Source organism: Paenibacillus sedimenti, assembly GCF_014534655.1.
In the GTDB taxonomy this organism is placed as follows: Bacteria; Bacillota; Bacilli; order Paenibacillales; family NBRC-103111; genus Paenibacillus_E; species Paenibacillus_E sedimenti.
Window position 1 is genome coordinate 218,907 of the sequence record NZ_JACVVD010000011.1, and the last position, 14,045, is coordinate 232,951.

At 43.9% G+C, this 14,045-nt stretch carries 11 protein-coding genes, 16 tRNA genes and 1 rRNA gene; 2 read left to right on the forward strand and 26 right to left on the reverse strand.

What is annotated here, in order from left to right:
• Positions 1–25: 25 nt before the first annotated feature.
• Together ICC18_RS25975 and ICC18_RS25980 are read right to left on the reverse strand one after the other, a co-directional pair.
• Entirely contained in the window at positions 26–1,267 is a 1,242-nt protein-coding gene (locus ICC18_RS25975) for an MDR family MFS transporter (protein WP_188177361.1), read from the reverse strand.
• A gap of 111 nt (positions 1,268–1,378) precedes the next feature.
• Positions 1,379–1,759, reverse strand: coding sequence for a hypothetical protein (locus ICC18_RS25980; RefSeq protein ID WP_223192864.1), 381 nt, complete (start codon positions 1,757–1,759; stop codon positions 1,379–1,381).
• Between the two features lie 262 nt (positions 1,760–2,021).
• On the opposite strand from ICC18_RS25980, the gene ICC18_RS25985 reads away from it, so the two are divergent.
• The gene (locus tag ICC18_RS25985; RefSeq protein WP_312029610.1) at positions 2,022–2,816 is read left to right on the forward strand and encodes an alpha/beta fold hydrolase; all 795 of its coding nucleotides are present in this window, start codon (positions 2,022–2,024) and stop codon (positions 2,814–2,816) included.
• On the opposite strand, the gene ICC18_RS25990 is transcribed toward ICC18_RS25985, so the two are convergent.
• Positions 2,806–4,020 carry an ROK family protein gene (locus ICC18_RS25990; RefSeq protein WP_188177362.1) on the reverse strand — a complete coding sequence of 405 codons (1,215 nt, stop codon included), beginning with the start codon at positions 4,018–4,020 and terminating at the stop codon, positions 2,806–2,808. The genes ICC18_RS25985 and ICC18_RS25990 overlap by 11 nt on opposite strands.
• Before the next feature lie 76 nt (positions 4,021–4,096).
• Complete coding sequence (locus tag ICC18_RS25995) at positions 4,097–4,864, reverse strand: class I SAM-dependent methyltransferase (protein WP_223192865.1); 768 nt, start codon at positions 4,862–4,864, stop codon at positions 4,097–4,099.
• Between the two features lie 174 nt (positions 4,865–5,038).
• Between ICC18_RS25995 and ICC18_RS26000 the strand changes: the two genes are divergently transcribed.
• Complete coding sequence (locus ICC18_RS26000; protein ID WP_188177363.1) at positions 5,039–5,149, forward strand: sporulation protein YjcZ; 111 nt, start codon at positions 5,039–5,041, stop codon at positions 5,147–5,149.
• Positions 5,150–5,229: 80 nt separating this feature from the next.
• On the opposite strand, the gene ICC18_RS26005 is transcribed toward ICC18_RS26000, so the two are convergent.
• The 22 genes from ICC18_RS26005 to ICC18_RS26110 form a co-directional block, all read right to left on the reverse strand.
• Complete coding sequence (locus ICC18_RS26005) at positions 5,230–6,762, reverse strand: ABC transporter substrate-binding protein (RefSeq protein WP_188177364.1); 1,533 nt, start codon at positions 6,760–6,762, stop codon at positions 5,230–5,232.
• A 52-nt stretch (positions 6,763–6,814) separates the two neighbouring features.
• Positions 6,815–7,705 (reverse strand): carbohydrate ABC transporter permease, encoded by an 891-nt coding sequence (locus tag ICC18_RS26010; RefSeq protein WP_188177365.1) that lies wholly within the window; start codon positions 7,703–7,705, stop codon positions 6,815–6,817.
• Between the two features lie 30 nt (positions 7,706–7,735).
• Entirely contained in the window at positions 7,736–8,713 is a 978-nt protein-coding gene (locus ICC18_RS26015; protein ID WP_188177366.1) for an ABC transporter permease, read from the reverse strand.
• Positions 8,714–8,880: 167 nt separating this feature from the next.
• Positions 8,881–10,179, reverse strand: coding sequence for a response regulator transcription factor (locus tag ICC18_RS26020; RefSeq protein ID WP_188177367.1), 1,299 nt, complete (start codon positions 10,177–10,179; stop codon positions 8,881–8,883).
• On the reverse strand, positions 10,169–11,923 hold the full coding sequence (locus ICC18_RS26025; protein WP_188177368.1) for a sensor histidine kinase: 1,755 nt from the start codon (positions 11,921–11,923) through the stop codon (positions 10,169–10,171). The genes ICC18_RS26020 and ICC18_RS26025 overlap by 11 nt, the downstream gene beginning before the upstream one ends.
• A 233-nt stretch (positions 11,924–12,156) precedes the next feature.
• Positions 12,157–12,235 (reverse strand) — tRNA-Leu (locus ICC18_RS26030).
• Between the two features lie 18 nt (positions 12,236–12,253).
• Positions 12,254–12,342, reverse strand: a tRNA-Leu gene (locus ICC18_RS26035).
• Positions 12,343–12,349: 7 nt separating this feature from the next.
• Positions 12,350–12,423 (reverse strand) — tRNA-Cys (locus ICC18_RS26040).
• Between the two features lie 11 nt (positions 12,424–12,434).
• A tRNA-Gly gene (locus tag ICC18_RS26045) sits at positions 12,435–12,509 on the reverse strand.
• 14 nt (positions 12,510–12,523) lie between these two features.
• Positions 12,524–12,595: transfer RNA gene (locus ICC18_RS26050), tRNA-Gln, on the reverse strand.
• 19 nt (positions 12,596–12,614) lie between these two features.
• Positions 12,615–12,690 (reverse strand) — tRNA-His (locus ICC18_RS26055).
• A 14-nt stretch (positions 12,691–12,704) separates the two neighbouring features.
• Positions 12,705–12,778: transfer RNA gene (locus tag ICC18_RS26060), tRNA-Trp, on the reverse strand.
• A 10-nt stretch (positions 12,779–12,788) separates the two neighbouring features.
• Positions 12,789–12,870: transfer RNA gene (locus ICC18_RS26065), tRNA-Tyr, on the reverse strand.
• A gap of 9 nt (positions 12,871–12,879) precedes the next feature.
• Positions 12,880–12,952: transfer RNA gene (locus ICC18_RS26070), tRNA-Thr, on the reverse strand.
• Positions 12,953–12,967: 15 nt separating this feature from the next.
• Positions 12,968–13,043, reverse strand: a tRNA-Phe gene (locus ICC18_RS26075).
• 16 nt (positions 13,044–13,059) lie between these two features.
• Positions 13,060–13,136, reverse strand: a tRNA-Asp gene (locus ICC18_RS26080).
• A gap of 49 nt (positions 13,137–13,185) precedes the next feature.
• Positions 13,186–13,262, reverse strand: a tRNA-Met gene (locus ICC18_RS26085).
• Positions 13,263–13,342: 80 nt separating this feature from the next.
• Positions 13,343–13,418: transfer RNA gene (locus tag ICC18_RS26090), tRNA-Val, on the reverse strand.
• A gap of 19 nt (positions 13,419–13,437) precedes the next feature.
• Positions 13,438–13,512: transfer RNA gene (locus ICC18_RS26095), tRNA-Glu, on the reverse strand.
• A gap of 29 nt (positions 13,513–13,541) precedes the next feature.
• Positions 13,542–13,633 (reverse strand) — tRNA-Ser (locus tag ICC18_RS26100).
• A 3-nt stretch (positions 13,634–13,636) separates the two neighbouring features.
• Positions 13,637–13,712: transfer RNA gene (locus tag ICC18_RS26105), tRNA-Asn, on the reverse strand.
• Between the two features lie 121 nt (positions 13,713–13,833).
• Positions 13,834–14,045, reverse strand: a 23S ribosomal RNA gene (locus ICC18_RS26110); the annotation flags it as partial.

A 14,045-nucleotide genomic window follows, 5' to 3' on the forward strand; every position in this document is an offset into this window, starting at 1 on the left:
CAACTCATGGAGGAGCTTTTAACCTTTATGCTTGTGCCTGCAACGCCACCTCAGCGGCAGGCTTATCTTGTTTCTGGTGCAAATTACGGATATACACCGTTTGCGCAATGCCTGAAATCACAATGACCACACTGAGCGCCGTGAACATAAACTCCCCGCCGAAATGGCTGAATATCAGCCCTCCCAGAACCGGTCCAACTGCTCGTGATACTTGCCAATTCATGCCATACACGGAGAAATACCAGCCTCGTTGATCTTCTGGCGCGATGACCGAGATGACCTTCTGCATATGAGGCCCGTACAGCATTTCACCAATGGTAAATAAAAACTCAACAATAAACAGAATTGCAATAATAGGGACAAATCCATAACCAATTGCGACAATGGCAAACAGCAGATATGACCCTGCTATGACCAGGAAGGCTGAAACATGCTCCGTTCGTTTGGCGATCCACAGTTGCAGCGCGATAACCATACAGCCGTTAAAGGTTATCAGCATGGCAAACACGGATTTATAATTTTCAAAATGATTTTGTAAATGCAGAGGGAACGTGGATTCCACTTGTGCATACAGGAGTGTAACCGGCATACCAAGCAATGTGATCCAGAGCAAAGGCTTGTGATCCAGCCACCTGATTTTCTGCTTCTCCTTTGAAACCGCTAGTTCTTTGCTCACCTTCATCGGAATCGTTTCAGGAACTTTCCAGACGACCAATCCTGCATAGCCGAAAAGAGCAAGCGAACAAAGCAAGAAAATGACGGTTGGGTTCCATGTAAAAAGTAACAGCCCGATCAACGGTCCGAACGCCGAGCCCATATTTAAAGCAGTGTGCAGCAGCGCGAACACTTCTGCCCGTTTTTCCTGAGGAACGACGTCGGAGATTTGTGCATTGGCCGCCGGCATGAACATTGCATGTCCGACGCCATTGATGATCGAGATGACCGCGAACTCCCAAACATTGCTGGCGAACATATAGCCGCCAATTGCAAACGCCTGAATGATCAGCGCGGCGAGCATCATCGGCTTCCGCCCATAACGGTCGCTTAACCCCCCCGCATACAAATTAACGAAAATACCGACCAGCGGCTGCAACCCGACTACCAGCATAGATAAGAAAATGGAACCATCCAGTTTATCGTACAAATAATAAACCAAGTAAGGCCTCATCATGAATCCGGCTAGCGAGGTTAAAATCGTACCGATCACCCTCACCCAAATCGCCGTGTCATACTTACGAATTAATGATACAAATGGTATTTTGCTCATATGGCCTCCCCTAGCTTTGATGATCTTTCCATTTTAGGGGCTCCCGGCTAAAAGAAAAAGGTAAAATCTCATTATAATGGATTTCACCTTTTATGAAATGGAACTATGATATTAACCGCCGATTCGAATCTTGCGGTAAGTATCGATAAAAGAGAGCACATCGACACGCTTCCCTCTTTTTTTCGCTACCCTTGCCATCTTAACTAATGTTGTCCAGAACTCATCCAGAACCGGAGAATCAAATTCCGTTTTTTGTGACGATTGCTTTAAGTTATTTTTGTAAGACACGCCTTCATCAGAGATCAAATATTGGATTTGTCGTTTTTTCCACTGTTCCCCGGTTACATAACTCACGCCGATTTCACGCATCTTTTTGCGCACTGATGTAACTGGGCGAGATAACTCTCTGGCAATTACGACAGGCGGGCACTCGGCTGAAAGGCGAATTAACTTATCCAGTTCTTGTGTAGACCACGGTTTTTTTGTCAACATGACAACCCCATTTCTAATATCTGTATGTGACGTAACTGCCGTAAATGATAAGGAATATTCGAGATGATTTGAGAATACCAGACAATTGTTAGGGAAGTATGTGTTAACCATAATGAAATTGTTATGACATAACTTTTTCGATAATGTTCTACAAATATTTCAACTCTGGAAATGAAATACTGACGGTAGCATGGAAACGAGGTATTGATTGGTGTAGGATATATGAAAGTATATCCATATATGAATAAGGAGCGTGGCTTGGGTGAAAGTAAACATAAATGAAACGAATTTATTTGTGGTGGACAAAGGTCAGGGGACGCCTCTCATCCTATTGCACGGTTTTCCGTTAGATCATCGGATGTGGCGCTTGCAGGTTGAGGCCTTATCTGCCTCCTATCGAATCATTACTCCAGACCTGAGAGGCATGGGTCAGTCGGATGTACCGGTGTCGAATATATCGCTCGATCAGTATGCCGAAGATATTCTAGCTCTCATGGATAAATTGAACATACAAAAAGCCGCACTCGGCGGCTTCTCCATGGGTGGTTATATCGCATTTGCGCTGCTTCGCAAAGCTCCGGAACGTTTCCTCGGCTTGGTGCTGGCGAATACGCGCCCCGAAGCTGATGGCCAGGAAGGCCGCAAAAATCGGATGAATATGGCCGCCTCTATCTACGACAAGGGCGCTGCCGCGGCAAGAGATGCGATGCTCCCCAAGCTGATTACGGAGCAAACGAAAGAAGCTCAGCCGCAGCTTGCTGGTGAGCTTGGCGAAGTCATGGGGGCCATGCCGCCGGAGGGACTTGTTCATGCGAGCCTGGCGATGGCATTCCGCGGCGACTCCGTCGACCTGCTCCCATCCATCGCTGTGCCCACACTCGTCATCGCCGGCGAGCAGGATCCGATTACGCCGCCGGACGTCATGAAGAAGATGGCTGATCAAATCAAAGGCGCCAGCTATCACGTGATACCGGCTGCCTCCCATTTGACGCCGCTGGAGAAGCCGGAAGTCTTCAATAGGCTGCTTCTGGATTTCCTTAAAAGCATTACAGCCTGACCAGTTGGTCCATGACCATCACGGCTGCCCCAATGGCAAGTGCCTCTTCACCCAGCTGCCCCTTGCTGAATACGACCTGATACGCGGGGTAATAGTACGTTTTTCTAATCGCCACTTGTGTAGCCGTTTGAAAAAACAGATCTCCCCCCGCAATGAGCGGACCCCCGAGGATGACCTTCTCGGGGTGCAAAATATTTAACAAATTGGCAAGTCCGATGCCAAAATACGTCGCAGCTTCCGTCATGATCTCCACGACTAGGGGATCATTTCTATTTAACGCCTCCAAGACGTGCGCATAGGTCAATTGTTCCGGATCCTCCACGAAATGAGCCAGGTTGGTCGCTCTGCCTTTCTTAAGCGCGGAGCGAGCGGCTTTCTCGATGGCATATAGGGACGCATACGACTCCAGCGCTCCGTAATTGCCGGAAGGATCGCGATGGACCACGCCATCGGTCTGAATGATCATCTGCCCGACGGAACCTTCCATATCGACGGCACCATAGAGAAGTTTCCCTTCCGAGACCATAGAGGAGCGCAGACCGACCCCCGCATGAATATAGAGCAGATGTTTGAAGCTCTGTGCGCGCTGCACCCAGGACTCTGCTAAAATGGCTGTGTTGGCTCCATTATCGAGCATCGCAGGAATGCCCAGCCGTTCTGTGAGAAATCGGCAAATTTCAACATTCTGCCATCCGCTTGCAAGGAAATAGGACGGCTCCAATATCGTTCCGGATAAGCGGTCTACCGGTCCGACCGCTCCAATCCCTAACCCAAGAATCTGGTTCTTCTCCAGCTTATGCGCTTTGAGCATGCGCTCAACCTCATCTGCGATGAGACGGATAAGAACATCGGGCGTCATCTCAGCCGTCATGTTCCATATGGTGGAGTCCAGCTTATTCATGCCGAGATCAACGAGAACGAGCTTCGATAATGTTCTTGATATCTCCAATCCGAACACATACGCATATCGCGGGTTCTTCTCATACAAAATGGGTCTGCGACCGCCTGTAGAAGCGCCAAATCCAGACTCCAATATTAGTCCTTGGCTCGTCAGTTCATCTAATAAACGGGTCATCGTACTGACTGTCATGCCGCTCTGATCAAGCAGCTCCGTCTTTGAGATCGTCGTTTGCCTACATATCCGTTCATAAATTTCCTTTGCCTTCCGGTTCGGAATGCGTTCTGTTATAGCAGCTAAGTCCAAGAGAAGCAGCCCCCAAAAATAATGTTCACAAAAAATTCGCCATATGAGGAGCAAACTCCTGCCTTGACTTGCCTCACTACTTCGAACCAATCATCAATGTGTAGCCCAAGTAGCGATGATACTTATCCACAAGTTCATCATACTGTGCTGTAATCTGCCAGATTTGCGGATCCAGGAACGATTGTCTATCCGATAGATGGACTGGGTCTGGATGCTGCACCTTGTCTTCAAACATCGTGCGGGGGAAAGGATGAGCGCCTGAGAATTCCACTCGGGTGAACTGACTGCTTTCCATCAGCTCCCTCCATTCCTCCATACTATAGAGCTTCGTGACGCCATAGAAGCCACTAAGCGCGCCGTGAATTTCCGGCTTCATCTCCTTGGTTTTTATAACTTCTCGATCATATAGCTTCCCACCCGGCTTCAGCACCCGGTAATATTCGGACATTGCCTTTCGCGCTTCGGCAAAATTAGTGACAGACTCAACCATAACAACATCAAAACTATTATCGTCAAATGGCAGCTGACATGCATCGCCTTCTAAGAATTGTACCTGCACATTACTTTTTTCTGCTCTTATCTTTGCTTTTGCTATCATATCCGGACGTATATCGATAGCAGTTACTTCAATTCCTTGCTCGGCTAAGAAGCATGCCGTCCTCCCTGTACCGCAGCCAACCTCTAGTACACGCTGCCCCTGATTGATTGGGTACTTGCGCAGCTGTTCCATTGTTTCCCCAAATCCTCCGGGATGCGCATTTCCCACCCCAAGCTTCGCCAACATATCTAAGTACTCGATAGCCTTTGCACCTCCATTTGGCAAATCAACCTCATTTTCTACCATATGGAGGGCTGCTATCTCTTGTTCAGGGCACATGCGGATATTCCGAAAATAGCAGGCTCCCCTTCATATTTTTCGGGCAAAAAACCCAATCAAAATGCTCATCCCCCCCATAGGATAATATCGTCTCTCATCTGTTTGAGCAGAGAGCATTTCTTGAGATGGGGGGTGACATAAATGGGTGTTGCTGCTGGTGCTGGTGTAGGTGTTGGTTTTGGAACTTCTGCTGCGGCTGTTCTCGTCCTGTTCATTCTGCTTGTGATCGTGAGCACAATGTACGCTTGGTAATTGCGTCTCATATGAGGGCTTAACGCCAAAAAAAGGAGCTAGGTTTCATTATGAACCTAGCTCCTTCTCTTATAACAAAATTATTTTTTGTTTGCTGCCAAGAACGCATCGAATTGTTTTTGTTTTTCCGCAATAATCTTATCGACACCGGCTGCTTTTTGTTTCGCCAAATACTCGGCAATTTTTTCTTCCGGATCCACAGAACCCGTTCTTATTGCTGCTTCGTATTGCTTGCTGACGTTAGTTACAGCGGCAATTTCGGTTTTAACCGGTTCCGCATCAAAGGAGAATCCGAGACCTGGAGATTTAACACCTTTGGAATTGAATTCTTTAAACAAATCCCATTTCTTCGGATTTTCATTGGACATCAAATAGTTCAAGAATTGGTTGCCAAGCTCCCATTGCGCACCCGGGTTGTATGGGTGGTTTTTAGGATCGATTCCAGGCGCCACATCAATCATATTATCCGATTTTTTAACATAGTGCTTGCCTTCAATACCGAAGTTGATTAAGTTGTTCAAATACTTATCGCTGTGAAGCAGACCGATGACTTTCATCGCTTTATCCGGATTTTTGGATGACTTCGATATGGCCAGCATCGCCCCGGAAGCATCGCCGGTTGTAATCGTAGGTACGGTCAGATCGATTTGTCCAAGCTTATAACCGACATATCCTTCCATTTCCGCAGCTTTACCCGGCTTTAGACCCTCAGCCCACATAAATACTTTACCCGCTTTTGCCTGGTCGGCAACGGTTACCGTGCTTGTAGCCGCATCTTTATTGATATAACCCGCCTTGAACCACGAACGAGTCAGCTTCATAATTTCTAGATATTGAGGCGTTTCCAGTTGATTTAATACTTTTGTGGATTTATCCGTCTTACTAATCACACCTGGAATGGCTCCATCACCCAGATAATCCCAATCCAAGCCGTCAAAAACACCATTACTCGTAGAAGTCATAAAGAATGGAGTAATTGCAGGCTCTTTTTCTTTAATCACTTTTAACAACGGCTCCAAATCAGCCCACGTTTTTACTTTCGATACGTCTAACTGATACTTATCGACCAAATCTTGACGGTAAACGACGCCGCGTGTTGCAGCCAATTCCTTATTCGTCGGCACTCCGTAGTTTTTACCATTAATTTTGGAGCCTTCAAAGAAAGCAGGGTCAAGTTCTTTTCTAAGTTCAGGAGCATTTTTATCAATCAGCGGCCCAAGATCCAAAAAGGCGCCTTTCGCTACGTTAATCGCATATCTTTGCCATGCTGCTGTGAAGACAATGTCAGACGGTTCGCCGGAAGCGATCATCAAGTTCAGCTTGTTATCCCATTGTCCCCAGTCAACAGCGTTAATTTTGAGGGTGACATTCAGTTTATCTTTCAAATATTTGTTTGCCTCGGCTTCAACTAATGCAACATCCTTTTGTGGCGTTCCAGGAAACATAAGCTGGATTTCAGCCGTTGGTTCTTTGGCTTTTGGTGCTTCTGCTGTTGCTGCAGTAGATGCTGCCGGTGCTGGAGTAGAATCCGTACTTGTCTTTCCGCAACCTGCGGCTACCAATCCTAGTGCTACGAACGAGATTAAACCTATAGAACTTATTTTCTTTTTCACTAGTAAACCCTCCCAATTTTATTGTATATACTAAACCGGAATTTATCCGGAATTAGCCTTTAACAGCACCGATCGTAAGTCCTTTGACAAAATATTTTTGAAAGAACGGATAAGCAAATATAATAGGTCCCATACCTACCACAGCCATCGCCATCCGCAGCGTTTGCGAAGGTAGACTAACGACCGCGCCCATTTTCGATAATTGACTGGCAGCGTTTTCGTTCGTAGTTAAATATTGAATGTTAAGCAGCGTTTTGTACATCAAATATTGCAAGCTGATTCCGTTGCTTTTCGTTATAAAGATCAAACTGAGAAACCAGTCATTCCAGTAGTTCAAAGTATTAAATAACCCGATTGTTGCGAGCACCGGTAGAGATAACGGCAGGATGATTTTATAAAATATCTTCAATTCACTAGCACCGTCTATGGTTGCGGATTCAATAATAGATTCAGGAATTGTCGTTTGAAAAAAAGTTCGCATAATGATCACAAAAAATGGCTGAAGAAACAAAGGAATAATAAGTGACCAGACCGAGTCTTTCAGATGCAATAAATTCACATAGACCAAATACCAAGGGACCAAACCGCCGTTAAAAATCATCGTTATAAAAATGAAGAGCGCAAATTTGTTCCTATGCCTCAGCTCTTTTCTAGACAACGGATAAGCATAGAGAGCGATTAATAACACGCTTAGTATAGTACCTACGACAGTTACAAATATCGTGACTCCATATGCCGTAATAATTTGAGACAACTGATTATAAAGAAAGCTGTATGCATCCAAGCTGAACTTCTCCGGAAAAAACTTAAAACCGTTCGCAACCACCGTGTTCTCATCCGAAAATGATATGCTAACGACTAAAATCACCGGAAGCAGACAAGCTAATGATACACAGATAAAAAACAGGTGCAGCAATAATTGAGATAATTTATATTTTGCCATTTGTCCTCCTAAAGGTTCCCGCATATTCTTCTAAAAAAGCGCGTTCTCCTTACTGAATTTTCTCACGACTACGTTGGTAGTAAATACAAGGATCATCCCGACAATCGCTTGATAAAGCCCCGCGGCAGAAGACATTCCGATATCTCCGTTGGTTTGGAAGGTTCGATATACGTAGGTATCAATAACGTTAGTTGTTGGGAAAATCGACCCTGAATTTAAAGGGACTTGGAAGAAAAGACCGAAATCCGAATAGAAAATTCTGCCGATAGCAAGCAGTGTAGTAATAATCATCAATGGATAAAGCAATGGAATTGTTATAAAGCGTATTTGATCCCATCGGGAAGCGCCGTCGATTGTTGCAGCTTCATAGTAGTCGCTGTCAAAACCGATAATCGCAGCGAGATAAATGAGTGAAAAGTAACCCACACTCTTCCATGTATTCACCAGAGGGAGTATATACGGCCAGTACTTGTTTTCCGAGTACCAATCAATCGGCTCAATGCCTAATGGGCCCAATATCGATTTATTGATAAATCCATTTTCCACACCTAAGAATGCAAGTACGATGTAACTGACAATTACCATCGATAAGAAGTAAGGCAAGAAAATAATCGACTGATAAAGTTTCCCTGCCAAGCGGCTTTTAATTTCATTAAATAAAATAGCAAGACCCACTCCGAACATGAGATTTAAAATAATAAACAATGCGTTATAAAGCAATGTATTTCGGGTAATAATCCAAGCATCCGAAGTGCTGAATAAAAACTTGAAATTTGTCCATCCGACCCATGGGCTATTCAAAATTCCATCGGTATAATTTACGTTTTTAAATGCAATAATAACGCCAAGCATCGGTAAGTAATTGTTAAAGAGCAGAAATATGACCCCTGGCAAAAACATCAGATAAAGCGCTTTATATTGAAAAATATGACGAAATCCATCATTCTTTTTACGAACGCTTCGATTTACAGCTTTAGCAGGCACTGTTATACCAGCCTCCTGGTTCATCTAAAAAACCCCCTATTATTCGGCACGTCTTAACATCTTTCTTCTTATGTTTCTATTATAAATCGCTTTGCTTATATGTTCTAATGGCAAAGATGACTTCTTGACTTGTGTTATTGTGACATAAAAAAACTCTTTGGTTAAAAAAACCAAGAGTTTTTTAGTGTTACTTATGGATTGCTTTTGCGAAATTCTTGCGGAGTCAGCCCAACATGCCGTTTAAACATTTTGTTAAAATGAGGGATATCACCATAACCAACCAAAGAGGAAATATCACTTATTTTAATATTAGTGGAAGTTAACAGCAGCTTCGCTTTATCCATTCTTTTCTTAAGAATGTATTCCGATAACGAACAGTTTGTTTCTTTGCGAAACAATCGTGATAAATAGGCCGAATTGAAATGTACATGCTCCGCAATCTGTTCTCTACTGATCTCTTCATGCAAATGCTCGTCAATGTAATCGTATATTTTTTGGATGACAGATGCTTGCTCTTTATCTTCTACTTGCATCATGTCCGTCCCTAGAGAAACAATGCGCTGTGACCACAAATTAAATTGCGCTAGCACTTTGTTGGATTGGGTGACATTGCTGCGTTCCATTTCTAGAAGTGATACATACGTTTTTAGCAGATTAGGGAACGTTTCGACTGTCCCCACGTAACAGGACAAATGACAGTAAAAGTAATGGTTGCAAGCGGTCAAGTAGCTTTCACAACGATTTGTAACATCCTCTACATCCATATATTCATCTTGTCTTTTATAAAGTAACACAAGATTATGTCCTCTCCGGTCTTGAATGACACATCCGCGATCTCCTTTTACAATTAACTCAGAAGCCGCGTTTCGCAGCGCATACTCCATAATCTCCCCCTCACGTACTGTTAACTCCTTTTGCCACATTTCAACACTTACTAAAATAGGCAGTATTGAAGTGTCAGGCGATAAGTTTAATTGATATTTGGTAATAAGCTGTTCTAATTGTATTTCCGAGAGAGACATCCGATTTGAAAAAAATTCCTGCCAAAATCTTTCCTCCATGAGTGGTTTATGTGATTCAAATAATGAAGAATATTTTTTGGATGTCCGATCAACAATAAGCTTTTGCAAAACACGACTAACAACAGCCTTCAATTCTTCAAAATCAACAGGCTTCAACAAATAATCAAAACTGCCTAGGTGAAGGGCTGTCCTTGCATAACTAAAGTCAGCATGACCTGTTACAAAAATCGTTTCCGTCTGGGGATAATTTACTTTTATCCATTCTAATAGTTCTAGGCCATTGCTTGCAGGCATTTCTATGTCACAAATTACGATATCTACTTTGGATAAAGAAAACCGTTCTTTGGCTTCCTCTGCATTAAACGCCTCAAACACTTCTGAAATGTTTTCCTGTGACCAATCAATGCCTTGAGTGATACCTTTTACAGCGTATAATTCATCATCCACGACCAACAAGTTATACATCATAATTCTCCTCATTTACCGAATAGCTTAAGGGAATACCTAATTTAATTTCAGCGCCTTTTTCTATTCTGTTGTTAAACAACAATTTCGCTCTTCCTTTATATCTGATACGCTGCCTTTTCATTACATTTTGGATGCCTAAATGGTCTTCTATTAGCAACTCATTCTCATAAGTGCCTTCTTTCAGCTTTTTTAACAAAGTCTCGGGAAATCCAACGCCGCTGTCACTGACTTCGATCCATAAAAACTCATCCGGAGCTTGCTCATCCGCAGTTACAATAATTCGAACCGTAAACATTTCTCTGCGGTCAGTAAATCCGTGAATGATGCTATTCTCAACAAAAGTTTGTATCGTTAAAGGTAAAACAATATAATTCCGATATCGATCCGGCAGTTCAATCTCATAAACGAGTTGATTAGGAAATCGCAGTTTCTGGATCTCCAAATAATTTTGAGTATGCTTGATTTCAGCTTCAAGTGTGACGGTGCCTTGCTTAGTCTGCATAATAAAACGGAAATATTCAGCTAAATGCTGTGTCATTTTTTGGATCAAGGCATATTCTTTTATAGCTGCCAGACTATAAATAATATTTAGTGAATTTAAATAAAAATGCGGTCGGATTTGCACCTGCAGCAAACCGAATTCAGCCTCCTGCGTACGAATCTTCTCCTCATACACGTCTATTTTCAAACGGGAAATTTCAGTGACCATATTGTTAAACGTACTTATCAAAAAGGAAAATTCACTGGAATGATTTTCATTCAATCGAATGTTTAAATCCCCTTGCATAATACGCTTCATCCCGCGCATCAAAGTATTCATTGGCTTCAATAAGACACTTCGCAGAAAATATACGTAAAAAAGCAGAATCAATATTCCACCCAACGGGATGATATATACGGCTAACTGAAAGAATGGGAGATGCTTCAGCATATTCCCTTCGGGAATCATTACTGTATACTTTATGTCAGCAACTTCAGCAGAAACTCCGATTAGCAGGTATTTAGTGTCCTCTTTAGGAACGGAAACGATTTGGTAAGTATTTTTAAGCTTGGGCACTGCAGCAACGGCTGCGCTCAGCTTTGATTCTTCAAGTTTCGTACTTGATGCAATTGTCCCATTCTTGGAAATGATGACTGCACCACCGGTTGCCCCCATATCCAAAAATCGTAAAGATTCAACCAAGCTATCTGTATTAACAACCGCTCCAGAAATCAGATTATTTGTAAGTCGCATGGTTTTCATCAAGAAAGTACGATCTTCAAAATGAATAACCTGCCATATAGGTGTGTCGATAACTTTCCCGCTTGCAATCTCATTTGGAACAGTTTCTGTGATCAGACGCTCTTGCTGATAATAATCTCGCTTGGTTACAAAAGTCGCGTCTTGTGTTTGCACATTAAAAAGAAATATAGTATCCATCAGAAAAAATTTATTTAGGTCTGTTTGGAAACGATTAACGACCCGTCTTTTAGTAAGCAAATAATCATCCGTACCGTATATAAGATCATTAAGTTGATTAATGTCAACTTCATTGTTCCATAAATCATAAAGATAAGTATTCGTTTCAAGAAATATTTGATCTATTTGCTTTACATGCTGCGCTAGTAAATTGCTGTTTGTTTTGGAGACTTGCTCTCTCACGACATTCGTGGCATATAAATTGTTAAATAACAAGAAAACAATTAACGGTATAATGATCATCATAAAGCCAGCTACGAATTTAAAACGTAAAGATTTTCTCATATCCTTCCCCCTTCCATGAGCCATCAGAAAAAACGAAGCTTAAAATATTTCGCTTTGTTTTTACATTTTCCTTTATAAATGTAAAAAAAACATCTAAACCGATAATAGTACGCAATAAATCAGGCAAAGAGACTGTAAATTGGCAATTGTATAAGCTCGTCCCGCCCAACTAAAACAACATAAGCTCTTAAGATCCGTTTATTCGAATCTTAAGAGCTTATGTTATTTAGTCATACCGGCGAGAGGACTCGAACCTCCACGGTTTCCCACTCGATTTTGAGTCGAGCGCGTCTGCCATTCCGCCACGCCGGCATATTAAATTAAAAAATATGGTGCCGAAGACCAGACTTGAACTGGTACGGTAGTCACCTACCGCAGGATTTTAAGTCCTGTGCGTCTGCCGATTCCGCCACTCCGGCTTATTAGTGGAGGCGCCACCCAGACTCGAACTGGGGGTAAAGCTTTTGCAGAGCTCTGCCTTACCACTTGGCTATGGCGCCTTATTCATAAATGGAGCGGAAGACGGGATTCGAACCCGCGACCCTCGCCTTGGCAAGGCGATGCTCTACCCCTGAGCCACTTCCGCATATTAAAATTATACTGGGGATCAAGGATTCGAACCTTGGCATGACGGAGTCAAAGTCCGTTGCCTTACCGCTTGGCTAATCCCCACTATGTAGGATTTGAAAAGTGGGGCGATCGATGGGACTTGAACCCACGAATGCTGGAGCCACAGACCAGTGCGTTAACCCCTTCGCCACGACCGCCACAGTTTAATAAATGGCAGGGGCAGCAGGAATCGAACCCACACCAAAGGTTTTGGAGACCTTTGTTCTACCTTTAAACTATGCCCCTATGGATGAAATGGAGGCTGATGGATTCGAACCACCGAACTCGGAGAGAGCAGATTTACAGTCTGCCGTGTTTAGCCACTTCACTAAGCCTCCATATTGCAGTGCCGTCGAGAGGACTTGAACCCCCAACCTACTGATTACAAGTCAGTTGCTCTACCAGTTGAGCTACAACGGCATATGAAACTTTCAATGGTGGCTCGGGACGGAATCGAACCGCCGACACGAGGATTTTCAGTCCTCTGCTCTACCGACTGAGCTACCGAGCCTTACATTTGTTAAAAATGGCGGAGCCGACGGGATTCGAACCCGCGGTCTCCTGCGTGACAGGCAGGCATGTTAGGCCTCTACACCACGGCTCCACACTAGTTATCCTCTTAGTATACCACAGTTTCATAGTAATTGGGAGGTTGGTTGCGGGGGCAGGATTTGAACCTGCGGCCTTCGGGTTATGAGCCCGACGAGCTACCGGGCTGCTCCACCCCGCGTCATTGAAAAATTGTTCTATAGGCCCCCGAAAAAGAAATCGGCGTTGCTACAAAGCTTTGCTTCACTTTTTTGGGATCTATGGTGGAGGCTGACGGGATCGAACCGCCGACCCTCTGCTTGTAAGGCAGATGCTCTCCCAGCTGAGCTAAGCCTCCATGGGATACAAAAACTAAATGGTGACCCGTAGGGGATTCGAACCCCTGTTACCTCCGTGAAAGGGAGGTGTCTTAACCCCTTGACCAACGGGCCTTGTTATTATGTTATGGGGTGTGAAGTAGTGGCGGAGAGAGAGGGATTCGAACCCTCGAGACGCTTGTGACGCCTACACGATTTCCAATCGTGCTCCTTCGGCCAGCTCGGACACCTCTCCATATGGCTCCCCGAACAGGACTCGAACCTGTGACAACTCGATTAACAGTCGAGTGCTCTACCAACTGAGCTATCAGGGAACAATAAACAATAGTTCATTCAAGGCTTGCGCCCTGAAAACTAGATACGAAACTTGCGTAAAGCGTGAGTATTGCAGTGCTACGTATGTATACGTAGATGCTTACCTCTAATTGAGGTGTATTGGTTAAGCCCTCGACCGATTAGTATTCGTCAGCTGCATGCATTGCTGCACTTCCACCTCGAACCTATCAACCTCGTCGTCTACAAGGGGTCTTACATACTGGGAAATCTCATCTTGAGGGGGGCTTCACGCTTAGATGCTTTCAGCGCTTATCCCCTCCGTACATAGCTACCCAGCGATGCCTCTGGCGAGACAACTGGTACACCAGCGG

What these genes read in the sequence shown, in the direction of transcription:
- ICC18_RS25980 (WP_223192864.1), bottom strand. Translation starts at nt 1,759, where the DNA reads ATGTTGACAAAAAAACCGTGGTCTACACAAGAACTGGATAAGTTAATT.
- ICC18_RS26010 (WP_188177365.1), bottom strand. Translation starts at nt 7,705, where the DNA reads ATGGCAAAATATAAATTATCTCAATTATTGCTGCACCTGTTTTTTATC.
- ICC18_RS26000 (WP_188177363.1), top strand. Translation starts at nt 5,039, where the DNA reads ATGGGTGTTGCTGCTGGTGCTGGTGTAGGTGTTGGTTTTGGAACTTCT.
- ICC18_RS26015 (WP_188177366.1), bottom strand. Translation starts at nt 8,713, where the DNA reads ATGAACCAGGAGGCTGGTATAACAGTGCCTGCTAAAGCTGTAAATCGA.
- ICC18_RS25975 (WP_188177361.1), bottom strand. Translation starts at nt 1,267, where the DNA reads ATGAGCAAAATACCATTTGTATCATTAATTCGTAAGTATGACACGGCG.
- ICC18_RS26025 (WP_188177368.1), bottom strand. Translation starts at nt 11,923, where the DNA reads ATGAGAAAATCTTTACGTTTTAAATTCGTAGCTGGCTTTATGATGATC.
- ICC18_RS25995 (WP_223192865.1), bottom strand. Translation starts at nt 4,864, where the DNA reads ATGGTAGAAAATGAGGTTGATTTGCCAAATGGAGGTGCAAAGGCTATC.
- ICC18_RS26020 (WP_188177367.1), bottom strand. Translation starts at nt 10,179, where the DNA reads ATGATGTATAACTTGTTGGTCGTGGATGATGAATTATACGCTGTAAAA.